This is a genomic window from Pseudomonas aegrilactucae (assembly GCF_019168305.1).
Classification (GTDB): domain Bacteria; phylum Pseudomonadota; class Gammaproteobacteria; order Pseudomonadales; family Pseudomonadaceae; genus Aquipseudomonas; species Aquipseudomonas aegrilactucae.
The window spans coordinates 183,881-207,143 of the sequence record NZ_JAHTBI010000010.1; the positions used below are offsets into that span (position 1 = coordinate 183,881).

Sequence of the window (23,263 nt, forward strand, 5' to 3'; positions counted from 1 at the left end):
ATGAATGACAGATAACTGTCAAATCTTGACTTGATGACAGAAAACATTCATTTTCTATTCCCAGCACAGCCGTCATCGAGAATCGTTCGTGAGCCAACCGATCAAGCAACGCCTGGAACACAGCCTGCAGCATGCAGCCGCCTCGGGTCGCAAGATCGCCACCTACATGCTTGCGCATTTCACCGACCTGCCGTTCGAGACGTCCGCGTCGCTGGCGGCAAAGATCGGCGTGAGCGAGTCGAGTGTCGGGCGCTTCTGCCGCTCCCTTGGCTACGAACACCTCAAGGCCCTCAAGCACGACCTCAAGGACGACCTGGGCGATGGCCCCTGGCTGGTGGGCGACCGGCTGCAGGAGTTCCGCCAGCAGCAAGGCAAGGAAGAAGCCGAGCGCGCACGCAGCCTGGAGCTGGAAGTGGCCGCGCTGGTGCGCGTCTACGAATACAGCCGCACCGATGCCTGGCACACCGTGGCCCGACGCCTGGCTGAACGCCGCCGCGTGTTCGTCGCCGGTTTTCAGACCGAACGCGGCATTGCCCAGTGCATGGCGCACCTGCTGCAGTACCTGCGCGATGGTGTGCAGGTGGTCGACGGCAGTGCCGGGCACTTTGGCGAAGTGCTGCTCAGCGCACCGCACGACTGCGCGCTGGTGGTGTTCGAGGCCCGGCGCTACTCGCGCCACGCCCTGCTGCTGTGCCGCAAGGCGCGTGAAGCCGGGATCCCGGTCACGCTGGTGACCGACACCTTCTGTGACTGGGCCGATGCCAACGCCGACGAGGTGTTTCGTATCCCCACCGAATTCAATCTGTTCTGGGAGTCCACCGCGACGATGCTGTCGTGGGGGCACCTGATGGTCAACGAGGTCTGCAAGAAGCTCGGGCCGGATGTTGAAAAACGCTTGGACGCAACTGCCGCTCTACACAACGAATTCGTTGGCTACACGTCAACGAGCAAACAATAGCAAGAGTGCAATCAACCACGAGGTGTTTCATGAAACCCGTCCTTCGCTTTGCAGGCGCCTGCGCCCTGCTGTTCGCCGGCATCACCTCGGCCCAGGCCGAAACCCTGAAGATCGCCACCGAAGGCGCCTACCCGCCGTTCAACTACGTCGACTCGAAAAACCAGCTGCACGGCTTCGACGTGGACATCGCCAAGGCCCTGTGCGCGCAGATGAAGGTCGAGTGCAGCGTGGTGGCGCAGGACTGGGAAGGCATCATTCCCGCCCTGATGGCCAAGAAGTACGACGCGGTGGTGGCCTCGATGATCAACACCGAAGAGCGCCGCAAGAAGATCGCCTTCACCAACCACTACTACAAGACCCCCTTGTCGGTGGCGGTGGCCAAGGACAGCGAGATCACCGACGCGCAGACCGACTTCAAGGGCTATACCGTGGGCGCGCAGTCGTCCTCGACCCAGGCGATCTATGCCGAGGACGTGTATGGCAAGGCCGGCGCCGACGTCAAGCTGTACCCCACGCTGGACGAGGCCAACGCCGACCTCGCGGCCGGGCGCCTGGACGGGGTGATTGCCGACAAGTTCCCGTTGCTGGAGTGGCTGGGCAAGTCGGGCAAGGACTGCTGCAAGATCCTCGGTGACGTCAAGGGCACCACCGCCGACGCCTCGATTGCCGTGCGCAAGGAAGACGATGCGCTGCGTGAGCGCCTGAACAAGGCCCTGGACGAGATCGTCGCCAACGGTACTTACCAGAAGATCGCGGCCCAGTACTTCGACTTCGATATCTACCAGTAAGACCGCATTCGCTGGCAAGCCAGCTCCCACAGGGTTTTGTGTTCGGCGCAACCCTGTGGGAGCCGGTTTGCCGGCGAAGAGGCCCTGTTGTCTTGCCGAGGGTTCGCGCATGATCGAACAACTTTCCCTGCTATCCTTCGCCAGCGGCGGCTGGGGCCAGGCCCTGCTGGCCGGCGCCCTGGTGACCATTTCCCTGGCGCTGGCCTGCCTGCCCATCGGCCTGCCGCTGGGCCTGGGCGTGGCGCTCGCCGCACGCTCGAAAAAACGTTTCCCGCGGGCCTGGGCCACTGTGTTCTCCACGGTGTTCCGCGGCCTGCCCGAACTGCTCACGCTACTGATCATCTATTACGGCTGCCAGATCGCCGCGCAGAAGATCCTCGCCGCCATGGGTTACGAAGGCGAGGTAATGATCAATACCTTCCTGGCCGCCATGATCGCCTTCAGCCTGGTGTTCGCCGCGTTTTCCAGCGAGATCTGGCTGGGCGCGTTCAAGACCATTCCCAAGGGCCAGTATGAAGCCAGCGCCGCGCTGGGCCTGAGCAAGGCCACCACGTTTCGCAAGGTGGTGTTCCCGCAACTGGTGCGCATCGCCCTGCCGGGGCTGTCGAACAACTGGCTGTCGCTGCTCAAGGACACCTCGCTGGTGTCGACCATCTCGCTGGTCGACCTGATGCGCCAGACCAACCTGGCCGTCAGCGTGACCAAGGAGCCATTGTTCTTCTACGGCGTCGCCTGCCTGGGCTACCTGCTGTTCTCGGCGCTGTCGGGCCGGGTCTTCGCCTACATCGAGCGGTACACCAGCCGCCACCTGCGGAGTGCACGCGCATGAGTCTCGACCAACTGCTGGCCCTGGTGCTCGACCCCGACCTGCTGGAACGCTACGGCCCGCGCTTTATCGACGGGCTGCTGGTGACCGGCAAGCTGGTGGCGATTTCCTTCACCCTGGGTGCCCTGCTCGGCCTGCTGCTGGCCCTGGCGCGGCTGTCCAGCAATGTGCTGGTGCAACGCCTGAGCGCCGGCTACATCTACTTCTTCCGCGGCTCGCCGTTGCTGGCACAGCTGTTCCTGCTGTACTACGGGCTGGCGTCGTTCAAGGGGTTCTGGCAGGACGTGGGGCTGTGGTGGTTCTTCCGCGACGCCTGGTACTGCACCTTGCTGGCCTTCACCCTGAACACCGCCGCCTACCAGGCCGAAATTTTCCGCGGCAGCCTGCTGGCCGTGGCGCCCGGTCAATACGAGGCGGCCAGGGCGCTGAGCCTGAAACGTTCGACGACCTTTTTCAAGGTGATCCTGCCGCAATCGCTGATCGTGGCCATCGGCCCGCTGGGCAACGAACTGATCCTGATGATCAAGGCCAGCGCCATCGCCTCGCTGGTGACCATCTACGACCTGATGGGCGTGACCAAGCTGGCGTTCTCGCGCAGCTTCGACTTCCAGATCTACCTGTGGGCCGCCGTGCTCTACCTGCTGATTGTCGAGATCGTGCGCCGCAGCCTCAAACACATAGAAGCCCGTCTGGGCCGCCATTTACGATGAACCGTAGCCGCTGAGGATTTTTCATGCATTGCCAAACCATCGTTCTGGGCGCCGGTATCGTCGGCGTCTCAACGGCCCTGCACCTGCAAGCGCGCGGGCGCAAGGTGATCCTGATCGACCGCGACGAACCCGGCAGCGGTACCAGCCACGGCAACGCCGGGCTGATCGAGCGCTCCAGCGTGATCCCCTATGCGTTCCCGCGTGAACTGTCCAAGCTGCTGCGCTACGGCCTGAACCGCCAGCCCGATGTACGCTACAGCGTAAGCTACCTGCCCAAGGCCGCGCCGTGGCTGCTCAAATACTGGAAGAACTCCGCCCCCGCGCCGCTGGCCGAGGCCACCCGCGCGATGCTGCCGCTGGTACAGCGCTGTGTGGAAGAACACGATGCACTGATCGACGCCGCCGAACTCGGGGCGCTGGTGCAGGCCAAGGGCTGGATCGAGGTGTACCGCAATCGCGAAGCGCTGGAGCAGGCCGTGGCCGACGCCGAAGCCCTCAAACCCTACGGCCTGCAATACGTGCTGCTCGACAAGCAGCAGTTGCATACCCGCGAACCGGACCTGAGCACCAATGCCGTCGGCGGCATCCATTGGCTGGACCCCAAGACCGTTACCAACCCCGGCGGCCTGACCCGCGGCTACGCGGCGCTGTTCGTCAAGCGCGGCGGGCAGTTCATCCACGGTGATGCCCGCAGCCTGCGCCAGGTGGCGGGCGAGTGGCAGGTCGACACGCGCCAGGGCCCGGTCACTGCCGACGAGGCCGTGATTGCACTCGGCCCGCAGGCCAGCGAAGTGTTCCGCCCGCTGGGCTACGACATCCCGCTGGAAATCAAGCGTGGCTACCACGTGCACTTCCACCCCAAGGGCGATGCCATGCTCAGGCATTCGGTGTGCGACGTACAAGGCGGTTTCGTGCTGGCGCCGATGGCGCAGGGGATCCGTCTCACCACCGGTATCGAGTTTGCCGCCAGCGACGCCGCCGCCAACGAAGTGCAGCTGCAGCGCTGCGAAGCCATTGCCCGCCAGTTGTTCCCGCTGGGCGAACGCACCCCCGATGCCCCCTGGCTGGGCCGTCGTCCGTGCCTGCCCGACATGCGCCCGGTGATCGGCCCGGCGCCACGCCACAAAGGGCTGTGGTTCAACTTCGGGCATGCCCACCATGGCCTGACGCTGGGCCCGGTCAGCGGCCGCCTGCTGGCCGAGATGATCACCGGCCAGACACCTTTCACCGACCCTGCGCCCTATCGCGCCGACCGCTTCAACTGAAATCGCGGAGAACCACAACATGACCGCACCACTGAGCCTTGCCGCTGCACGCCCTGCCCCGCAACCCGACCCGCGCAAGGTCGTGGTGAGCATCGAGGGGTTGAACAAGTTCTACGGGGATTTCCATGTACTGCGCGATGTCGACCTGAGCGTGCGCGAAGGCGAGCGCATCGTGCTATGCGGGCCGTCCGGCTCGGGCAAGTCGACCTTGATCCGCTGCATCAACCGTCTGGAAATCGCCGAGAAAGGCACCTTGCGGGTCAATGACACCGACCTGGCGTTGACCACCCGCCAGGCCGCCGAGGTGCGCAGTGAAATCGGCATGGTGTTCCAGCACTTCAACCTGTTCCCGCACATGAGCGTGCTGGACAACTGCACCCTGGCACCGATGAGCGTGCGCGGCCTGTCGCGCAAGGACGCCGAGGCGCGGGCGCGCTTCTACCTCAACAAGGTGGGCATCGAGAGCCAGGCGGGCAAATACCCCAGCCAGTTGTCCGGCGGTCAGCAGCAGCGGGTGGCGATTGCGCGGGCGCTGTGCATGAAGCCCAAAATCATGCTGTTTGACGAACCCACTTCGGCGCTGGACCCGGAAATGGTCGCCGAAGTACTGGATGTGCTGGTCAAGCTCGCCGATACCGGCATGACCATGCTCTGCGTCACCCATGAAATGGGCTTTGCACGGCAGGTGGCGGAGCGGGTGCTGTTTCTCGATGGCGGGCAGATCATCGAGGATGCGCCGCCCGAGGCGTTCTTCAACAACCCGCAGAGTGAACGGGCCAAGGGGTTCCTGGCGCAGATTCTGCACTGAGGCAGTACGCCCCTTCGTCAGCGACACGGGCCTGTGCAGGCGAAGCGGTCGGGCTCAGGGTTTGACGTTCTTGAGCTCGTTGAGCAAGCCCAGCAACTGCTGCAGGCGCTGCTCGCCAAACTGTTCCAGGATGCGCTGATAGTTGCCCTCCATATCTTCGCTCATGTCGATGAAACACTGCTGGCCTTGCTCGGTGAGCGCCACGAAGACCCGGCGCGCGTCCTGAGTCGACTTCTTGCGCCGCACCAGGCCATCGCGGTCCAGGCGTGCCAGCACGCCAGTCATGCTCGGTTTGAGGATACAGGCCTGCTCGGCGAGCTGGTGGCTTTCCAGCTCGCCTTGCTGGCGCAGGATACGGATCACTCGCCACTGCTGCTCGGTCAGCCCATGGGCATTGAGCGAAGGCCGAAAGAACGCCATGGCCGCTTCGCGGGCCTGGAGCAAGGTGAGGGTCAGGGACGGTCTTGGAGTGGGCATGATTCAGGCTATGGCAACGGTAGCCTTGCAGCTTAAAAGCCCTCCCCGCACTGCGCAAGGTCAAAACGCCCGCATCGGCACAAACCGCCGAACGTTAAATATAACGAACTACAAAGCACGCTAACAAATGGAACAAAAACCTATAAATCAATTACTTAGGATTATTATCTAGAATAAATGTAAATAAATGCAGCTCATGCAAAGCAAAGCCGTTTGACATATTTAACGGCTCTGGCAAGCTATGACACAGGTTTCGACCGGGAGGCGACCTCCATGCGCTCTCGGCAGTGCTCGAAACCTCAGGCAGCGTCAGCGGTTCCCGATGCACCTGCACAACAATGACAGGCGAGCCTGTCCCAAGGTGACATATGCCCAACAGCAACATTGGCAATAAGAATCAGACCCTGCGTAAACCTGTCGTGCTGATGTCCATGGGCGCACAGGAACGCAAGGGCCATGCCTATCAGGTAATGACCCACAAATACATCCAACCCCTGGTCGAGCATGCCGGCTGCGTGCCCGTGCTGGTGCCGACCTGCTGCGGTACCGACGACCTGGAGCAGTACCTGGACATGGCCGATGGCGTGTACCTGACCGGGGCCGGCAGCAATATAGACCCGGCCCTCTATGGTCAGGAAAACCAAACCCCGGGCAAGGCCCAGGACCGCGACCGCGACCTGTTCGACCTGCCGCTGGTACAGCTGGCAATTGCCCGTGGCCTGCCGATCTTCGGCATCTGCCGCGGCATGCAGGAAATCAACGTGGCGCTGGGCGGTGATATCTATCAGAAGGTGTATGCCGAGCCGGGCTTCAATGACCATCGGGAGAACCCCGACGACCCGGTCGATGTTCAGTACAGCGCGGTACACAGCGTGCGCCTTGAACCGGGCAGCTGGTTGCAGAGGTTGCTGCAAAGCGACGAGATCCGCGTCAACTCGCTGCATGGCCAGGGCCTGAAAACCCTGGGCGAAGGGCTGGAGCCACTGGCCCGCGCCGAAGACGGCCTGGTCGAAGCGATCCATGCCCCTGGCCTGTCGCCGTTCCTGTTCGCGGTGCAATGGCACCCGGAATGGCAGGCGGCGAAGAATCCTGATTCGGTGAAGATGTTCCAGGCCTTCGGCGAGGCCTGCCGCAAGCAGGTGGCCAAGGGTCAGGTAGCGAAGAAGGTCGGTTCTACCGCCTGATCATTGCTCAATGACTGCCCTGTGGTAACTGGCCTGGCCTCTTCGCTGGCAAGCCAGCTCCCACAGGGTGGCGGTGATCCCTGTGGGAGCTGGCTTGCCAGCGAAGGGGACAGCTCGATATCCGGAAGTTTTAAACGCCCAGCGCCTCGATCAGCAGCTGCGCCGGCACGCTCAACTCCACATCCTTGCGCGTCACCACCTCATACGGCTCGCTGCGCGAGTTCAACACCAACGGCAACTGCACGAGCATCCCATGCTCAAGCGCAATCTTCGCCGAGTCCCACGGCATTACCGCCACCAGTTCCGGGTCCTGCAGCAACAAGCTCAACGTGGTAAAAGTTGACGAAGTTTCAATGGGATACAACGGAAAGCTCAAACCCGCCTCACGAAATTCACGCTCCAGCGTCAAGCGCATCGGCATGTTCACCGGGAACACTACCCAGCGCGAACCTGCCAGATCCTCCAGCGTCAGCCCCTCATCCCCCGCCCGGCGGTGGTGCGGATTGGCCACCAGTACCAGTTGCTCCTGATGTTTGGCCCGGCTCACATACGCGGCCGGGCGCCGACTGACGCTGGTACGGCAGATCACCACATCCAGACGCCCCTGATCCAGCAGGCTGAGCAAGCGGTCACTGGTGTCCTCGACGATCGCCACCGACAGGTCCGGCTGGCTCTCGCGCAAGCGCGCCAGGCCGTCCACCAGCATCGGTACCGCGCCCATGATCGAGCCCACCGCCAGGCGCCCGCCATGCCCCTGCAGGATGCCGATCATCTCCTCACGCAAATGCGCAAGGTCGGTATTGATCAGCCGTGCGTAACGCACCACGCAGCGCCCCAGGTCGTTGGCCTGCAGGCCCTTGCTGGTGCGCTCGAACAGCACCGCCCCCAGTGTCGACTCGATTTCATTGAGGGCCTTGGTCGCCCCCGGCTGGGTAATCGACAACGCCTGGGCAGCCTTGTGGATCGAGCCCAGCTCGTCGAGGCTGATCAACAGCCGCAGTTGGCGCAGGCGCAAGCGTGAAGCCATGGTGCTAAGGGGTGGCAGCATAGGGGGATTACTTTTGGTTATCACGGGGTCAGTAGCTGTCATTAGGCAGCAATGGCGCACAAATTTAAAGTGTCGGACAACAGCCCTCCCCCACAAGAACAAGCAGGAGTCAGCATGCGTCTGATCCAATTTGAAACCACCGCTGGCCAGCGCCACGTCGGCGTGATCGAAGGCGACCTGATCCAGGTCGTGCGCACCACCACCCACCTGCGCGAGCTGGCCCTGGCGGCGATCCGCAGCGCCCGCAGCCTGTGCGACGAAGTACTCACCCGCGGCCTGGACAGCACCGAGCTGAGCTATGCCCAGGCCCTGGCCGACTGCCGCGTACTGCCGCCGCTGGACCACGAAGACCCGGCCCACTGCCTGATCAGCGGCACCGGCCTGACCCACCTGGGCAGCGCCTCGACCCGCGACAAGATGCACCAGCAGAAGATCGACGACGCCACCGCCCTGACCGACACCGCGCGCATGTTCCAGTGGGGCATCGACGGCGGGCGCCCGCAGCCGGGTACTGCCGGCGCACAGCCGGAGTGGTTCTACAAGGGTGACGGCTCGATCGTGGTGCGCCCCGGCCAGCCGTTCCAGACGCCCGCGTTTGCCGAGGACGCCGGCGAAGAGCCGGAGCTGGCCGGCCTGTACGTGATCGCCGACGACGGCCAGCCGTACCGGGTGGGCTTTGCCATCGGCAACGAGTTCTCCGACCATGTGATGGAGCGCAAGAGCTACCTGTACCTGGCCCACTCCAAGCTGCGCAACTGCTCCTACGGCCCGGAGCTGCGGGTCGGCGCCCTGCCCGCGCACCTGGGCGGCACCAGCCGCATACACCGCGGTGATAACCTGCTGTGGGAAAAGGAGTTCCTCAGCGGCGAAGACAACATGTGCCACAGCCTGGAAAACCTTGAGTACCACCACTTCAAGTACGCCCAGTTCCTGCGCCCGGGCGACGTGCACGTGCACTTCTTCGGCACCGCCACCCTGTCGTTCGCCGATCAGGTCAAGGCCATGCCGGGTGACGTGTTCGAGATCAGCCTGCCGGAATTTGGCGCCCCCCTGCGCAATGGCATTGCCGTCACGCCCTCGGCCATCTCACCTGGCCAGGTGAAAACGCTCTGAACCGCAGGCGCGCGTTCGCGCATCGCCACGGCATTTCATAACAACCATAAGAGTGAGATGAGCATGAAAGACACCCCCTACCAGGCCGCCCCTGCGCCCGCCGTGGCGTTGACTGACAGCGACCGCCCGACCACCGTGCGCTGGCGCATCTTCCTGATCCTGCTGTTGCTGGCAGCGATCAACTACATCGACCGCGCCTCCCTGTCGGTGGCGCTGCCGCTGATTTCGGCCGAGTTCGAGCTGACCCCGGCCATGGAAGGCCTGATCCTCAGCGCCTTCTTCTGGTCGTACGCCTTGATGCAGATCCCCAGCGGCATGCTGCTGGACCGCTTTCAGGTACGCAACATCATCGGCGCCGCGACCATCGGCTGGGGCGCCTTCCAGGCACTGGCCGGCGGCGCGCACAACTGGATCACGCTGCTGATCACCCGGGTCGGCCTGGGCGTGGCCGAATCACCGATCATGCCCGCCGGCGCCAAGCTCAACGGCGCCTGGCTGACCCCCAACGAGCGCGGGCGCGGCGCCACCCTGGTGGACGGCGGCGCTCCCCTGGGCACCGCGTTCGGCGCAATCATCATTGCCGGCCTGATCACCTGGTTCGACTCCTGGCGCATCGCCTTCGTGATCGCCGGCGTGGGCACCATCGTGGTCGGCATCTGGGCCTGGTGGTACATCCGCAACCACCCCAGCGAGCACCCCAAGGTCAATGCCGCCGAGCTTGAATACATCACCCGCGCCAACGCGGCTGCCAGCGACGGCAACGGGCGCAAGGCGATCCTCAAGGAGCTGCTCAAAAGCCGTTCGGTACTGGCCATGTTCGCCGGCTACGCCTGCTACAACAGCGTGTTCTACGGCCTGCTGACCTGGATGCCGAGCTACCTGCACCAGGCCCACAACCTCGACATCAAGGCCATGGGCGGCGCCACCTTCCTGATCTTCATGTGCGGCTTCGTCGGCGAGCTGATCGGCGGCTGGATCGCCGACAAGTGGAAAGCCAACGGCGGCCAGCCCAACACCGTGATGCGCAGCATGTTTGCAGGCTCGGCCGCCGTGGCTGCCGTGTGCATCCTGCTGGTGGCCTACACCGCCGATGCCGCGCGGGTCATCGCGCTGCTCTGCGTGGCGCTGTTCTTCATCCGCTGGTGCGGCATGTACTGGTGCCTGCCGGCGATTCTGGGCGGCAAGTCCAAGGCCGGCATTCTGGGGGGCAGCATGAACTTCTGCGGCAACATGGTCGGCGTGCTGGTGCCGATCCTGATCGGCCTGATCGTGCAGTTCACCGGTTCCTACTTCCTGGCCCTGATCTTCTTCGTGGTCATGGCCTTCGGCCTGATGCTGTTCTCCGGCCTGATCGACTATCGCGAGCGCGGCCTGGCGTAAGCCCGGCCCACGCCCCTGGAGATGACTGAGATGCAACTTATTACAACAACAGGCAGCGACAGTGCCGCCAACGCCGTGATTCGCCTCAACCCGCTGGACGATGTGCTGATCGCCCGCCAGCCCCTGCCCAAGGGGCTGCACCTGGCCGCCGAGGGCATCGAGGTGCTGCAGGCCATCCCGGCCGGGCACAAGGTTGCCGTGCGCGCCCTGGCGGCCGGCCAGCCGCTGCGCCGCTATGGCCAGATCATCGGCTTTGCCAGCCAGGCCATTGCGGCCGGCGAGCATGTGCACGTGCACAACCTGGCCATGGGCGACTTCGCCCGTGACTACGCCTTCGGTGTGGATGCCAAGGGCCAGGCCACGCCCACCGACGATACCTTCATGGGCATCGTGCGGGCGGACGGCCGGGTAGCGACACGCAACTACATCGGCATCCTGACCTCGGTGAACTGCTCGGCCACGGTGGCACGTGCCATCGCCGACCATTTTCGCCGCGACATTCACCCCCAGGCCCTGGCCGACTACCCCAACGTCGACGGCGTGGTCGCCCTCACCCACGGCGTTGGCTGCGCCGTCGACCCGGGCGGTGAGGCGCTGGCCATGCTGCAGCGCACCCTGGGCGGCTATGCGGTGCATGCCAACTTCGCCTCGGTGCTGATGATCGGCCTGGGCTGCGAAACCAATCAGATCCCCGACCTGCTGGCCGCCCAGGGCCTGAACAGCAGCAATACCCTGCGCACCTTCACCATCCAGGGCACGGGCGGGACGTCCAGGACCATCGCCAGCGGTATCGCCCAGGTCAAGTCGCTGCTGGCTCAAGCCAACCAGGTAGAACGCCAGCCCGTCAGCGCCCGGCACCTGGTCATCGGCCTGCAGTGCGGGGGCTCCGACGGTTACTCCGGCATTACCGCCAACCCCGCGCTGGGCAATGCGGTCGATCGCCTGGTAGCGGCCGGCGGCACCGCGATCCTCTCGGAAACCCCCGAGATCTATGGCGCCGAGCACTTGCTCACGCGGCGCGCAGTCAGCCAGCAGGTGGGCGAAAAGCTGATTGCGCGCATCCACTGGTGGGAAGCCTACTGCGAGCGCATGGGCGCCGAACTCAACAACAACCCCTCGGCGGGCAACAAGGCCGGCGGGCTCACCACCATCCTGGAGAAATCCCTCGGTGCGGTGGCCAAGGCCGGCTCCAGCGACCTGGTCGAGGTGTACGAATACGCCCAGCCGGTGCGCGCCCACGGCCTGGTGTTCATGGACACCCCCGGCTACGACCCGATCTCGGCCACCGGCCAGGTCGCAGGCGGCGCCAACCTGATCGCCTTCACCACCGGACGCGGCTCGGCCTATGGTTGCGCGCCATCGCCTTCGATCAAGCTGGCCACCAATACCCGCCTGTGGGAAACCCAGGAAGAGGACATGGACGTGAATTGCGGCGGCATCGCCGATGGCAGCATGACCATCGAGGAACGCGGCGAGCATATCTACCGCCTGATGCTGCGCATCGCCTCGGGCGAGCGCAGCAAAAGCGAGCAGCATGGCTACGGCCAGAACGAATTCGTACCCTGGCAGATCGGCGCCATCACCTGACCCTGCCTTCAACCGACAAAGGACGCTCACATGACCACCGTTCTGGGCCACAACTACATTGCCGGCCAGCGCTCGGCCACCGGCACCACCCTGCTGCGCAGTCTCGATGCCACTACCGGCGAGGCGCTGCCCTGCACCTTCACCCAGGCCACCCTGGAAGAGGTGAACGCCGCCGCCACGGCCGCTGCCGGCGCCTACCCACTGTACCGCGCGCTGCCGGCCGCCCGGCGCGCCGAGTTTCTTGACGCCATCGCGCACGAGCTGGATGCGCTGGGCGATGATTTCATCGCCACGGTATGCCGCGAGACCGCCTTGCCGGCCGGGCGCATCCAGGGCGAGCGCGGCCGCACCAGTGGCCAGTTGCGCCTGTTCGCCACGGTGCTGCGCCGTGGCGACTTCCACGGCGCGCGGATCGACCGTGCACTGCCGCAGCGCCAGCCGCTGCCACGCCCTGATCTGCGCCAGTACCGCATCGGCCTGGGGCCTGTAGCCGTGTTCGGTGCCAGCAACTTTCCGCTGGCCTTCTCCACCGCTGGCGGCGATACCGCTTCGGCGCTGGCGGCGGGCTGCCCGGTGGTGTTCAAGGCCCACAGCGGGCACATGGCCACGGCCGAATGGGTGGCCGATGCCATCCTTCGCGCAGCGCAGCGCACCGACATGCCGGCGGGCGTGTTCAACATGATCTATGGCGCGGGCGTCGGGGAGTGGCTGGTCAAGCACCCGGCAATCCAGGCGGTGGGCTTCACCGGTTCGCTCAAGGGCGGCAATGCCCTGTGCAGGATGGCGGCCGAGCGTGCACAGCCGATCCCGGTATTTGCCGAGATGTCGAGCATCAACCCGGTGATCCTGCTGCCAGAGGCGCTCGCAGTGCGCGGCGATGCGCTGGCGCGCGAGCTGACCGGCTCGGTGACCCTGGGCTGCGGGCAGTTCTGTACCAATCCTGGGCTGATCATTGGCCTGCGCTCACCTGCGTTCAGCGCCTTCGTCGAGGCCTTCAGCGCCCATATGGCCGACCAGCCGGCGCAGACCATGCTCAATGCCGGCGCCCTGGCCAGCTATGCCGAAGGCTTGCAGCACCTGCACCAACACCCTGGCATCAGCCATCTGGCCGGTGCTGCACAGGCTGATGGGCAGGCGCAGCCGCAGCTGTTCAAGGCCGATGTGCGTTTGCTGCTGGACGGGGATGGGTTGCTGCAGGAGGAGGTGTTCGGGCCGGCCAGCATCATCATCGAGGTCGACGACCAGGCGCAGTTGGCTGCGGCAGTGCAGGCCCTGCGTGGGCAACTGACGGCTACCTTGATCGGCGAGCCGGCGGAATTGCTGGCGTACCGCTGGCTGGGTGAGTTGCTGGTGGAAAAGGTCGGGCGGATTCTGCTCAATGGCTATCCGACGGGTGTGGAGGTGTGTGACGCGATGGTGCATGGCGGGCCGTACCCGGCCACTTCGGATGCGCGGGGCACCTCGGTGGGTACGCTGGCGATAGATCGGTTCTTGCGGCCGGTGTGCTTCCAGAACTACCCGGATGCGCTGTTGCCGCAGGCGTTGCAGGATGCCAACCCGCTGGGGATCGAGCGCCTGGTCGATGGAGTGATGAGCCGCGAAGCCCTGGTGGGCTGACAGGGCCCCTTCGCTGGCAAGCCAGCTCCCACAGGTAATTCACTGCCCTGAAGATCAGTGGGGTACCTGTGGGAGCTGGCTTGCCAGCGAAGGGGTGAACAGGATCGTTTCAGCCTACCCTCACACTGGCCCCCGCCCCGTTCCTGCGGCATCATGCAGAATTTGCCCGGCAGCCCAAAAGGACCGCCCATGAATCTGCCCCCTCGCCAACAACAAATCCTCGAACTGGTCCGTGAACGCGGCTACGTCAGTATCGAGGAAATGGCGCAGTTGTTCGTCGTCACCCCGCAAACCATTCGCCGCGACATCAACCAACTGGCTGAAGTCAATCTGCTACGCCGCTACCACGGTGGCGCGGCCTACGACTCCAGCATCGAAAACACCGCCTACGCCATGCGCGCCGACCAGATGCGCGATGAAAAACAGCGGATCGCCGAAGCCATCGCCGCACAGATCCCCGACCATGCCTCGCTGTTCATCAATATCGGCACCACCACCGAATCGATCGCCCGCGCGTTGCTCAATCACAATCACCTGAAGATCATCACCAACAACCTGCACGTGGCCTCCATCCTCAGCGCCAAGGATGACTTCGAAGTGCTGCTGGCCGGCGGAAACGTGCGCCGCGACGGCGGTGTGGTCGGCCAGGCCAGCGTCGACTTCATCAACCAGTTCAAGGTCGACTTCGCTCTGGTCGGCATCAGTGGCATCGACGAGGACGGCAGCCTGCTGGACTTCGACTACCAGGAAGTGCGCGTGTCCCAGGCCATCATCGCCAATGCCCGCCAGGTGATCCTGGCCGCCGACTCCAGCAAGTTCGGGCGCAATGCCATGGTGCGCCTGGGCTCGATCAGCCTGATCGACTGCCTGGTGACCGACCAGCCGCCGGTCGCCGCCCTGGCTCAGTTGCTCAACCAGCACAAGATCCGCCTCGACGTGGTGTGACGGTGCGCCTGCGGCCCTCGCCACGAGGGCCGCACGAATGTTCAGTATTTTTCATTTAATTGTCATCTGATCAGTATTTTCTATTGAAAGCGACTGGCGGCCGCCATTTTGTTGCGCTACCATTTTCGCAAATGAACATTAATGTTCAAATTCGATGCTTACAGAATTCAGAGGCCGCCTCGTGTCCCAGTCCAGCTCGCCATCGCCCGCCCTTGCCGAAATCTATGACGTTGCCGTGATTGGTGGCGGCATCAACGGCGTCGGTATCGCCACCGATGCGGCCGGGCGCGGCCTGTCGGTGCTGCTGTGCGAAAAGGACGACCTGGCCAGCCACACGTCCTCGGCCAGCAGCAAGCTGATCCACGGCGGCCTGCGCTACCTGGAACACTACGAGTTCCGCCTGGTGCGCGAAGCCCTGGCCGAGCGCGAAGTGCTGCTGGCCAAGGCGCCGCACATCGTCAAGCCGATGCGCTTCGTGCTGCCGCACCAGCCGCACCTGCGTCCGGCCTGGATGATCCGCGCCGGCCTGTTCCTGTATGACCACCTGGGCAAGCGCAAGCAGCTTGGCGCCTCGCGCACCCTGCGCTTCGGGCCGGGCAACCCGCTCAAGCCGGCGATCACCCGCGGTTTCGAGTACGCCGACTGCGCGGTGGATGACGCCCGCCTGGTGGTGCTCAATGCCATGGCTGCGCGTGAACTGGGTGCGCACATCCTGACGCGTACGCGCTGTGTCAGCGCGCGTCGCGTCGGCAAGCTGTGGAACGTGCAACTGGAACGTGCCGACGGCACCCAGCAGACCATTCAGGCGCGTGCGCTGGTGAATGCGGCCGGCCCATGGGTCGCCAGGTTCATCAAGGACGACCTCAAGCTGGAGGCGCCCTACGGCATCCGCCTGATCCAGGGCAGCCACCTGATCGTGCCGCGCCTGTACGAAGGCGAGCACGCCTACATCCTGCAGAACGAAGACCAGCGCATCGTGTTCGCCATTCCGTACCTGGAGCGTTTCACCCTGATCGGTACCACCGACCGTGAATACAGCGGCGACCCGGCCCAGGTGAGCATTACCGAGGCCGAGACCGACTACCTGCTCAAGGTGGTCAATGCGCACTTCAATCACCAGCTCGGGCGTGCCGACATCCTCAGCACCTATTCCGGCGTACGCCCGCTGTGCAACGACGAGTCGGACAACCCCTCGGCGGTCACCCGCGACTACACCCTGGCACTGTCGGCCAGCGGCGCCGAGGCGCCCCTGTTGTCGGTATTCGGCGGCAAGCTGACCACCTACCGCAAGCTGGCCGAATCGGCGATGGCTGAGCTGGCGCCGTACTTCACCCAGATGAAAGGCAGCTGGACCGCCACCTCCAGCCTGCCTGGCGGTGAACGGATGACCACGCCCCAGGCGCTGTGCGACGAGATCCTCGCGCGTTGCGGCTGGCTGCCGGCCGAGATCGCCCGGCGCTGGGCGCTGACCTATGGCAGCCGTGTGTGGCGCCTGCTCGAAGGCGTGCAAGGCCCGGATGACCTGGGTGAGGCCATCGGTGGCGGATTGTTTGCCCGCGAGGTGGATTACCTGTGCGCCGAGGAATGGGCGGTGAGCGTCGACGACATCCTGTGGCGGCGTACCAAGCTTGGGTTGTTCACCACCGCGGCAGAGCAGCAGACCCTGCGCACCTACCTGCAACGGGTGGAGCTGAGCCGCAGCCGCACCCAGGCCGCCTGAGACCGCGTCGCCCCTTTCGCTGGCAAGCCAGCTCCCACAGGTTGTGCAGGCACCGCAGGTACCTGTGGGAGCTGGCTTGCCAGCGAAGAGGACCTTGAAGGCCCCTCACAGTCGGTTTTCCGAACGAGCAAATGGCCACTAATCGGAATCCCGGACACCCTTCCCCCCAAACACCCCGTCAAAAAAACTTAATGTCCCGTGTTTTCATGGCGTTATGATCAATGTCAGGGCTTGGCACGAGTCATGCTCTACACTCAGTACCCGAATGCGCAACCGCTATCTTTGCAGTGTTCGCTGAACGAAAGAGCCCGCCAACGGCTCAATAAAAAAAAACAACGTCGAGGAAAATTTGATGCGTATCGTTCCCCATCTGTTGGGCGCCGCCATGGCGACCGCTTTGATCAGCACTCCAGCCTTCGCTGCTGAACTGACCGGCACCCTCAAGAAAATCAACGAGTCGGGCACCATTACCCTGGGGCACCGTGACGCTTCCATCCCGTTCTCCTACATCGCCGACGCTTCGGGCAAACCCGTCGGTTACTCCCACGACATCCAGCTGGCCATCGTCGAGGCCCTGAAAAAGGACCTGAACAAGCCAGACCTGAAGGTCAAGTACAACCTGGTCACCTCGCAAACCCGTATCCCGCTGGTACAGAACGGCACCGTTGACGTCGAATGCGGTTCGACCACCAACAACGTCGAGCGCCAGCAGCAGGTCGCGTTCTCGGTGGGCATCTTCGAAGTGGGCACCCGCCTGCTGACCGCTGCCAAAGACGGCAAGCCAGAAGAAGCCAAGTACAAGGACTTCCCGGACCTGGCCGGCAAGAACGTGGTGACCACCGCGGGCACCACCTCCGAGCGCATCCTCAAGTCGATGAACGCTGACAAGCAGATGAAGATGAACGTCATCTCGGCCAAGGACCACGGCGAGTCGTTCCAGATGCTCGAGTCGGGCCGCGCCGTAGCGTTCATGATGGATGACGCCCTGCTCGCCGGTGAAATGGCCAAGGCCAAGAACCCCAAAGGCTGGGCCATCGTCGGCACTCCGCAATCCTACGAAATCTACGGCTGCATGGTCCGCAAGGACGACGCACCGTTCAAGGCAGCCGTCGACAAGGCCATCGTCGCGCTCTACAAGTCGGGCGAGATCAACAAGATCTACGACAAGTGGTTCAACCAGCCCGTCCCGCCAAAAGGCCTGAACCTGCAATTCCCGATGAGCGACGAGCTCAAGGCGCTGATCGCCAATCCTACCGACAAAGCTGCAGACGAAAAGAAGTCCTGATCCCCAGCTGGTAAGTGTCTAACCTTTCATCCGAGGGCGCCTCATGCGCCCCCGGATGCTCGAAGGTGCCCGTGAAACAACTGATCTGAGGGGAGACCCCGATGAATTACAACTGGGACTGGGGCGTATTCTTCAAGTCCACCGGCGTTGGCAGCGAGGTCTATCTCGACTGGTACATCACCGGCCTGGGCTGGACCATCGGCATTGCTGCCGCCGCCTGGATTATCGCGTTGCTGCTGGGTTCGGTACTCGGCGTCATGCGCACCGTGCCAAACCGCTTGGTATCAGGCATCGCCACGGCCTACGTGGAACTCTTCCGTAACGTACCGCTGCTGGTGCAGCTGTTCATCTGGTACTTCCTGGTACCGGACCTGCTGCCCGAGGGGATGCAGGAGTGGTACAAGCAAGACCTCAACCCGACCACCTCGGCGTTCATCAGCGTGGTCGTGTGCCTGGGCCTGTTCACCGCGGCACGGGTGTGCGAACAGGTACGTACCGGTATCCAGGCGCTGCCACGCGGCCAGGAATCGGCCGCCCGCGCGATGGGCTTCAGCCTGCCGCAGATCTACTGGAACGTGCTGCTGCCACAAGCCTACCGGATCATCATTCCGCCGCTCACCTCCGAATTCCTGAACGTGTTCAAGAACTCGTCGGTGGCCTCGCTGATCGGCCTGATGGAACTGCTGGCGCAAACCAAACAGACCGCCGAGTTTTCGGCCAACCTGTTCGAAGCGTTCACCCTGGCCACACTGATCTACTTCACGCTGAACATGAGCCTGATGCTGCTGATGCGTCTGGTCGAGAAGAAAGTCGCGGTGCCCGGCCTGATCTCCGTGGGGGGTAAATAATGGACTTCGATTTCAGTGGCATCATCCCGGCCATTCCCGGCCTGTGGAATGGCATGCTCATGACCCTGCAACTGATGGTCCTGGGGATCGTCGGTGGCCTGGTACTGGGTACGATCCTGGCGCTGATGCGCCTGTCGTCGAGCAAGCTGCTGGCCAACCTGGCCGGTGCCTACGTCAACTACTTCCGCTCCATCCCGCTGCTGCTGGTGATCACCTGGTTCTACCTGGCGGTGCCGTTCGTGCTGCGCTGGATCACCGGCGAAGACACCCCGGTGGGCGCCTTCACCTCCTGCGTCGTGGCGTTCATGATGTTCGAGGCCGCGTATTTCTGCGAAATCGTGCGGGCGGGCGTGCAGTCGATCTCCAAGGGCCAGATGGGCGCTGCCCAGGCGCTGGGCATGAACTACGCGCAGACCATGCGCCTGATCATCCTGCCGCAGGCGTTTCGCAAGATGACCCCGCTGCTGCTGCAGCAAAGCATCATCCTGTTCCAGGACACCTCGCTGGTGTATACCGTGGGCCTGGTGGACTTCCTCAACTCCGCACGCGCCAACGGCGACATCATCGGACGCTCCAACGAGTTCCTGATCTTCGCCGGTGTTGTGTACTTCGTCATCAGCTTCTCCGCTTCCGTACTGGTCAAGCGTCTGCAGAAAAGGATAACCGTATGATTTCCATCAAGAACGTCAACAAGTGGTACGGCGACTTCCAGGTTCTGACCGACTGCAACACCGACGTCAAGAAAGGCGAGGTGGTGGTGGTGTGCGGCCCGTCCGGTTCGGGCAAGTCGACCCTGATCAAGTGCGTCAACGCGCTGGAGCCCTTCCAGAAGGGTGACATCATCGTCGACGGCACCTCGATCGCCGACCCCAAGACCAACCTGCCCAAGCTGCGTTCGCGCGTTGGCATGGTGTTCCAGCACTTCGAGCTGTTCCCGCACCTGACCATCACCGAAAACCTGACCATTGCCCAGCGCAAGGTGCTGGGCCGCAGCGAAGCCGAAGCCAGCAAGAAAGGCCTGGCCCTGCTCGACCGTGTCGGCCTGAGCGCCCACGCCAAGAAGCACCCCGGCCAGCTCTCCGGTGGCCAGCAGCAGCGTGTGGCCATCGCCCGCGCCCTGGCCATGGACCCGATCGTCATGCTGTTCGACGAACCCACCTCGGCGCTCGACCCGGAGATGGTCAGCGAGGTACTCGACGTGATGGTGCAGTTGGCCAACGAAGGCATGACCATGATGTGCGTGACCCACGAAATGGGCTTTGCGCGCAAGGTGGCCAACCGGGTGATCTTCATGGACAAGGGCAACATCATCGAAGACTGCACCAAGGAAGAGTTCTTCGGCGACCAGAGCGTGCGTGACGAGCGTACCCAGCACTTCCTGAGCAAGATCCTGCAGCACTGACAACCGTCCGGCGCCCTGCCCGGCCCACGCCGGGCAGAGGATGCTGGTCGTGACAAGGCCACTGTGATGAAATGCGATCCCACGCTCTTTCGCCCAGCCAAGCCTGCCCTTGCCGTGAAACCTCGCCTGATTCGCCACCTGTTCCTGCCACCGCTGATCGTCCTGCTGATGATCGGCCTGGGCGCGATCGGCTACCTGATCAGCGAACACAACGGCATCCGCACCTTGAGCGAAACCGGCGAGCGCCAGCTCGAGCTGCACGCGCGCGCGGTCGAGAGCGAGATCAGCAAATACACCTACCTGCCCAGCCTGCTGGAACTCGAAGACAGCGTTTCCAGCCTGCTGACCGAAACCGATGGCGAGCACCGCCAGGCGGTCAACGAATACCTCGAAGGCCTCAACCGGCGCAGCCGCAGCCGTGCCATCTATGTGCTCGACACCACCGGCCGGGTGCAGGCCACCAGCAACTGGCGCGATGTCGACAGCTACCTGGGCGAAGACCTGTCGTTCCGCGCCTACTTCCAGGACGCCGTACGCGGCCAGCCTGGGCGCTTCTATGGCATCGGCAGCACTACCGGCGAGCCAGGCTACTACCTGGCCCACGGCCTGGAAGAGCACGGCAAGATCATCGGCGTGGCCGTGATCAAGGTACGCCTGGAGGCCCTCGAAGAGCGCTGGCAGCGCGCACGCCTGGAGGCGTTCGTCAGCGACGAGAACGGCATCATCATTCTGTCCAGCGACCCGGCCCGGCGCCTGAAGTCGGTGCGCCCGCTCACCCCCGAGATCAAGGAACGCCTGGCGCGCAGCCTGCAGTACTACTGGTTCCCGCTCAACGAACTGCAGCCGCTGGACCGTGAGAAGCTCGCCGACGGGGTCGAGAAACTGACCTTCCCGGCCAACGCGGAGCTGGGTGACAGCACCCGCGAGGTCGCCTACCTGGCCCAGAGCCGGCGCCTGAGCGACACGCCGTGGCACTTCACCCTGCTTACCCCGTTGCAGGACCTGCGCCACGAGTCGATGACCCAGGGCGTGCTGGTGGCCGTGGCCTTCGCCCTGCTGGCGATCCTGCTGATTGCCTGGAACGAGCGGCGCAAGGTGATCGCCACGCGCCTGGCCGCCCGCGAAGCGCTGGAAGAAGCCAACAACCAGCTCGAACGCAGGATCGCCGAACGTACCACCGACCTGCGCGCCAGCAACGAACGCCTCAAGGGCCAGATCCGCGAGCGTCGGCATGCCGAACAGACCCTGCGCCACGCCCAGGACGAACTGGTGCAGGCCGGCAAGCTGGCCGCCATCGGGCAGATGTCGACCAGCATCGCGCATGAACTGAACCAGCCCCTGGCCGCGCTGCGCACACTGTCGGGCAATACCGTGCGCTTCCTGGAGCGCGGTGCACTGGAAACCGCCAGTGCCAACCTGCTGACCATGAACGAGCTGATCGACCGCATGGGCCGCATCACCGCCAGCCTGCGCTCGTTCGCCCGGCGTGGCGACGACCGCGGCCAGGCGTCGCTGGCCAAGGCCGTGGACGCCGCACTGCAAGTGCTCAATGCACGGATCGAAGGCTGCTACCTGAAGCTGCACGCAGACTACGTCGACCAGCAACTGGGCATCGACCAGACACGCCTGGAACAGATCCTGGTCAACCTGATCGGCAATGCCCTGGACGCCATGGCCGCCGTGCCGTTGCCGCAGCTGTGGCTCGAAGGCGAACTGCTGGGCGACAAGTACCGCCTGCGCGTGCGCGATAACGGCCACGGCATCGACGATGAAGCGCGCAAGCACCTGTTCGAACCGTTTTTCACCACCAAGCCGGGCGAGCACGGCCTGGGCCTGGGCCTGACCCTGTCGGCCAGCCTCGCCGCTGCTGCCGGCGGCAGCCTCAACGTCGAACACCCCGCCAGCGGCGGTACCGCGTTCGTCCTCAGCCTGCCGCTGGCCAATGCCCCCACTGAACCCGCCGAGTCCCTATGAACACATCGCCCCTTACCGTCCTGATCGTCGAAGACGACCCGCACGTGTTGCTCGGGTGCCAGCAGGCGCTGGCCCTGGAAGACATCGCCTGTGAAGGCGTGGGCAGTGCCGAGCAGGCACTGGAGCGTATCGGCGATGATTTCGCCGGCATCGTGGTCAGCGATATCCGCCTGCCGGGCATCGACGGCCTGGAGCTGCTCAGCCGCCTGAAAGCGCGCGACAAGAGCTTGCCGGTGGTGCTGATCACCGGCCACGGCGATATCAACATGGCCGTGGGCGCGATGCGCAACGGCGCCTACGACTTCATGGAAAAACCCTTCTCGCCCGAGCGCCTGGTGGATGTGGTGCGCCGCGCCCTGGAGCACCGCGGGCTGGCCCGCGAGGTGTTCTCGCTGCGCCGCCAACTGGCCGAGCGCAGCACGCTGGAGGGGCGCATCATCGGCCGCTCGCCGGCCATGCAGAACCTGCGCGATCTGATCGCCAACGTCGCCGACACTTCGGCCAACGTGCTGATCGAAGGCGAGACCGGCACCGGCAAGGAGTTGGTAGCGCGCTGCCTGCACGACTTCAGCCGCCGCCACAGCCAGCCGTTCGTGGCACTGAACTGCGGCGGGCTGCCGGAAAACCTGTTCGAAACCGAGATCTTCGGCCACGAAGCCAACGCCTTCACCGGCGCCGGCAAGCGCCGCATCGGCAAGATCGAGCATGCCAATGGCGGCACGCTGTTCCTCGACGAGGTCGAGAGCATGCCGGTCAACCTGCAGATCAAGCTGTTGCGCGTGTTGCAGGAGCGCACCCTGGAGCGCCTGGGCTCGAACCAGAGCATTGCGGTGGACTGCCGGGTGATTGCCGCCACCAAGTCGGACCTCGACGCGCTGGGCCAGACCGGACAGTTTCGCAGCGACCTGTACTACCGCCTCAACGTGGTGACCCTGGAACTGCCGCCGCTGCGCGAGCGCCGCGAGGACATCCTGCAACTGTTCGAGCACTTCCTGCAGCAGTCGGCGCTGCGTTTCGACCGCGAAGCGCCGCCGCTGGACAGCCAGACCCTGTCGCGGCTGATGGCGCACGACTGGCCGGGCAACGTGCGCGAGCTGCGCAACGTGGCCGAGCGTCATGCACTGGGCCTGCCGGCGTTCAAGAAGGCCGGCGCCAACGTGGCGCAGAGCCTGGGTTTTGCCGAGGCGGTCGAGGCGTTCGAGCGCAACCTGCTCAGCGATGCATTGCAGCGCACCGGCGGCAACCTCAGCCAGGCCAGCCAGGAGCTGGGCATGGCCAAGACCACCCTGTTCGACAAAGTCAAAAAATACGGCCTGGCCTGAGCGAGC

21 protein-coding genes are annotated in these 23,263 nt (G+C 64.2%); 19 read left to right on the forward strand and 2 right to left on the reverse strand.

The features are described 5' to 3' along the window. Window positions 1–88: 88 nt before the first annotated feature. The 6 genes from KUO17_RS04030 (at window position 89) to KUO17_RS04055 (ending at window position 5,355) form a co-directional block, all read left to right on the forward strand. Window positions 89–958, forward strand: a complete 870-nt coding sequence (locus KUO17_RS04030) for a MurR/RpiR family transcriptional regulator (protein ID WP_217973754.1) — start codon at window positions 89–91, stop codon at window positions 956–958. Window positions 959–987: 29 nt separating this feature from the next. After that, window positions 988–1,746, forward strand: coding sequence for a transporter substrate-binding domain-containing protein (locus KUO17_RS04035; RefSeq protein ID WP_217973756.1), 759 nt, complete (start codon window positions 988–990; stop codon window positions 1,744–1,746). Window positions 1,747–1,855: 109 nt separating this feature from the next. Further along, window positions 1,856–2,575 (forward strand): ABC transporter permease, encoded by a 720-nt coding sequence (locus KUO17_RS04040; protein WP_217973757.1) that lies wholly within the window; start codon window positions 1,856–1,858, stop codon window positions 2,573–2,575. Next, on the forward strand, window positions 2,572–3,282 hold the full coding sequence (locus KUO17_RS04045) for an ABC transporter permease (RefSeq protein WP_217973758.1): 711 nt from the start codon (window positions 2,572–2,574) through the stop codon (window positions 3,280–3,282). Before KUO17_RS04040 ends, KUO17_RS04045 begins: the two co-directional genes overlap by 4 nt. A gap of 23 nt (window positions 3,283–3,305) precedes the next feature. Continuing rightward, window positions 3,306–4,547 carry an NAD(P)/FAD-dependent oxidoreductase gene (locus KUO17_RS04050; protein ID WP_217973759.1) on the forward strand — a complete coding sequence of 414 codons (1,242 nt, stop codon included), beginning with the start codon at window positions 3,306–3,308 and terminating at the stop codon, window positions 4,545–4,547. Window positions 4,548–4,566: 19 nt separating this feature from the next. Further along, window positions 4,567–5,355 (forward strand): amino acid ABC transporter ATP-binding protein, encoded by a 789-nt coding sequence (locus KUO17_RS04055; protein ID WP_255263395.1) that lies wholly within the window; start codon window positions 4,567–4,569, stop codon window positions 5,353–5,355. A 54-nt stretch (window positions 5,356–5,409) separates the two neighbouring features. Here KUO17_RS04055 and hpaR read toward each other — a convergent pair whose 3' ends face one another. Further along, complete coding sequence (gene hpaR, locus KUO17_RS04060) at window positions 5,410–5,832, reverse strand: homoprotocatechuate degradation operon regulator HpaR (RefSeq protein ID WP_217973761.1); 423 nt, start codon at window positions 5,830–5,832, stop codon at window positions 5,410–5,412. Window positions 5,833–6,200: 368 nt separating this feature from the next. On the opposite strand from hpaR, the gene KUO17_RS04065 reads away from it, so the two are divergent. Beyond that, window positions 6,201–7,016 carry a gamma-glutamyl-gamma-aminobutyrate hydrolase family protein gene (locus KUO17_RS04065; protein WP_217973762.1) on the forward strand — a complete coding sequence of 272 codons (816 nt, stop codon included), beginning with the start codon at window positions 6,201–6,203 and terminating at the stop codon, window positions 7,014–7,016. A 130-nt stretch (window positions 7,017–7,146) separates the two neighbouring features. On the opposite strand, the gene KUO17_RS04070 is transcribed toward KUO17_RS04065, so the two are convergent. Then, on the reverse strand, window positions 7,147–8,064 hold the full coding sequence (locus tag KUO17_RS04070; RefSeq protein WP_217973763.1) for a LysR family transcriptional regulator: 918 nt from the start codon (window positions 8,062–8,064) through the stop codon (window positions 7,147–7,149). Between the two features lie 114 nt (window positions 8,065–8,178). Between KUO17_RS04070 and araD1 the strand changes: the two genes are divergently transcribed. The 12 genes from araD1 (at window position 8,179) to aauR (ending at window position 23,257) form a co-directional block, all read left to right on the forward strand. After that, window positions 8,179–9,177: an AraD1 family protein gene (araD1, locus tag KUO17_RS04075; protein ID WP_217973765.1), complete on the forward strand. Its 999-nt coding sequence runs from the start codon at window positions 8,179–8,181 to the stop codon at window positions 9,175–9,177. A 63-nt stretch (window positions 9,178–9,240) separates the two neighbouring features. Next, entirely contained in the window at window positions 9,241–10,557 is a 1,317-nt protein-coding gene (locus KUO17_RS04080) for an MFS transporter (RefSeq protein ID WP_217973767.1), read from the forward strand. 30 nt (window positions 10,558–10,587) lie between these two features. Continuing rightward, on the forward strand, window positions 10,588–12,144 hold the full coding sequence (locus KUO17_RS04085) for a UxaA family hydrolase (protein ID WP_217973769.1): 1,557 nt from the start codon (window positions 10,588–10,590) through the stop codon (window positions 12,142–12,144). Between the two features lie 30 nt (window positions 12,145–12,174). Next, window positions 12,175–13,761, forward strand: coding sequence for an aldehyde dehydrogenase (NADP(+)) (locus tag KUO17_RS04090; RefSeq protein WP_217973770.1), 1,587 nt, complete (start codon window positions 12,175–12,177; stop codon window positions 13,759–13,761). 189 nt (window positions 13,762–13,950) lie between these two features. Next, window positions 13,951–14,706, forward strand: coding sequence for a DeoR/GlpR family transcriptional regulator (locus KUO17_RS04095; protein ID WP_043861985.1), 756 nt, complete (start codon window positions 13,951–13,953; stop codon window positions 14,704–14,706). 154 nt (window positions 14,707–14,860) lie between these two features. Beyond that, a complete protein-coding gene (gene glpD / locus KUO17_RS04100) occupies window positions 14,861–16,426 on the forward strand; it encodes a glycerol-3-phosphate dehydrogenase (protein WP_217973772.1) in 1,566 nt (521 codons plus the stop codon). 352 nt (window positions 16,427–16,778) lie between these two features. Beyond that, the gene (locus KUO17_RS04105; protein ID WP_217973773.1) at window positions 16,779–17,711 is read left to right on the forward strand and encodes a glutamate/aspartate ABC transporter substrate-binding protein; all 933 of its coding nucleotides are present in this window, start codon (window positions 16,779–16,781) and stop codon (window positions 17,709–17,711) included. 101 nt (window positions 17,712–17,812) lie between these two features. Beyond that, window positions 17,813–18,559 carry an amino acid ABC transporter permease gene (locus KUO17_RS04110; RefSeq protein WP_163943072.1) on the forward strand — a complete coding sequence of 249 codons (747 nt, stop codon included), beginning with the start codon at window positions 17,813–17,815 and terminating at the stop codon, window positions 18,557–18,559. After that, window positions 18,559–19,230: an amino acid ABC transporter permease gene (locus tag KUO17_RS04115; RefSeq protein ID WP_163943074.1), complete on the forward strand. Its 672-nt coding sequence runs from the start codon at window positions 18,559–18,561 to the stop codon at window positions 19,228–19,230. The genes KUO17_RS04110 and KUO17_RS04115 overlap by 1 nt, the downstream gene beginning before the upstream one ends. Then, complete coding sequence (locus KUO17_RS04120) at window positions 19,227–19,961, forward strand: amino acid ABC transporter ATP-binding protein (RefSeq protein ID WP_163943077.1); 735 nt, start codon at window positions 19,227–19,229, stop codon at window positions 19,959–19,961. The genes KUO17_RS04115 and KUO17_RS04120 overlap by 4 nt, the downstream gene beginning before the upstream one ends. 66 nt (window positions 19,962–20,027) lie before the next feature. Continuing rightward, window positions 20,028–21,935, forward strand: a complete 1,908-nt coding sequence (gene aauS, locus KUO17_RS04125) for a two-component sensor histidine kinase AauS (RefSeq protein WP_217973775.1) — start codon at window positions 20,028–20,030, stop codon at window positions 21,933–21,935. After that, on the forward strand, window positions 21,932–23,257 hold the full coding sequence (gene aauR, locus KUO17_RS04130) for a two-component response regulator AauR (protein ID WP_217973777.1): 1,326 nt from the start codon (window positions 21,932–21,934) through the stop codon (window positions 23,255–23,257). Before aauS ends, aauR begins: the two co-directional genes overlap by 4 nt. The last annotated feature ends 6 nt before the right edge of the window (window positions 23,258–23,263 follow it).

Excerpts from the sequence above, each read along its gene's own strand:
- KUO17_RS04035 (WP_217973756.1), top strand. The coding sequence starts at position 988 with ATGAAACCCGTCCTTCGCTTTGCAGGCGCCTGCGCCCTGCTGTTCGCC.
- KUO17_RS04040 (WP_217973757.1), top strand. The coding sequence starts at position 1,856 with ATGATCGAACAACTTTCCCTGCTATCCTTCGCCAGCGGCGGCTGGGGC.
- KUO17_RS04045 (WP_217973758.1), top strand. The coding sequence starts at position 2,572 with ATGAGTCTCGACCAACTGCTGGCCCTGGTGCTCGACCCCGACCTGCTG.
- KUO17_RS04050 (WP_217973759.1), top strand. The coding sequence starts at position 3,306 with ATGCATTGCCAAACCATCGTTCTGGGCGCCGGTATCGTCGGCGTCTCA.
- KUO17_RS04055 (WP_255263395.1), top strand. The coding sequence starts at position 4,567 with ATGACCGCACCACTGAGCCTTGCCGCTGCACGCCCTGCCCCGCAACCC.
- hpaR (WP_217973761.1), bottom strand. The coding sequence starts at position 5,832 with ATGCCCACTCCAAGACCGTCCCTGACCCTCACCTTGCTCCAGGCCCGC.
- KUO17_RS04065 (WP_217973762.1), top strand. The coding sequence starts at position 6,201 with ATGCCCAACAGCAACATTGGCAATAAGAATCAGACCCTGCGTAAACCT.
- KUO17_RS04070 (WP_217973763.1), bottom strand. The coding sequence starts at position 8,064 with ATGCTGCCACCCCTTAGCACCATGGCTTCACGCTTGCGCCTGCGCCAA.
- araD1 (WP_217973765.1), top strand. The coding sequence starts at position 8,179 with ATGCGTCTGATCCAATTTGAAACCACCGCTGGCCAGCGCCACGTCGGC.
- KUO17_RS04080 (WP_217973767.1), top strand. The coding sequence starts at position 9,241 with ATGAAAGACACCCCCTACCAGGCCGCCCCTGCGCCCGCCGTGGCGTTG.
- KUO17_RS04085 (WP_217973769.1), top strand. The coding sequence starts at position 10,588 with ATGCAACTTATTACAACAACAGGCAGCGACAGTGCCGCCAACGCCGTG.
- KUO17_RS04090 (WP_217973770.1), top strand. The coding sequence starts at position 12,175 with ATGACCACCGTTCTGGGCCACAACTACATTGCCGGCCAGCGCTCGGCC.
- KUO17_RS04095 (WP_043861985.1), top strand. The coding sequence starts at position 13,951 with ATGAATCTGCCCCCTCGCCAACAACAAATCCTCGAACTGGTCCGTGAA.
- glpD (WP_217973772.1), top strand. The coding sequence starts at position 14,861 with ATGCTTACAGAATTCAGAGGCCGCCTCGTGTCCCAGTCCAGCTCGCCA.
- KUO17_RS04105 (WP_217973773.1), top strand. The coding sequence starts at position 16,779 with ATGCGTATCGTTCCCCATCTGTTGGGCGCCGCCATGGCGACCGCTTTG.
- KUO17_RS04110 (WP_163943072.1), top strand. The coding sequence starts at position 17,813 with ATGAATTACAACTGGGACTGGGGCGTATTCTTCAAGTCCACCGGCGTT.
- KUO17_RS04115 (WP_163943074.1), top strand. The coding sequence starts at position 18,559 with ATGGACTTCGATTTCAGTGGCATCATCCCGGCCATTCCCGGCCTGTGG.
- KUO17_RS04120 (WP_163943077.1), top strand. The coding sequence starts at position 19,227 with ATGATTTCCATCAAGAACGTCAACAAGTGGTACGGCGACTTCCAGGTT.
- aauS (WP_217973775.1), top strand. The coding sequence starts at position 20,028 with ATGAAATGCGATCCCACGCTCTTTCGCCCAGCCAAGCCTGCCCTTGCC.
- aauR (WP_217973777.1), top strand. The coding sequence starts at position 21,932 with ATGAACACATCGCCCCTTACCGTCCTGATCGTCGAAGACGACCCGCAC.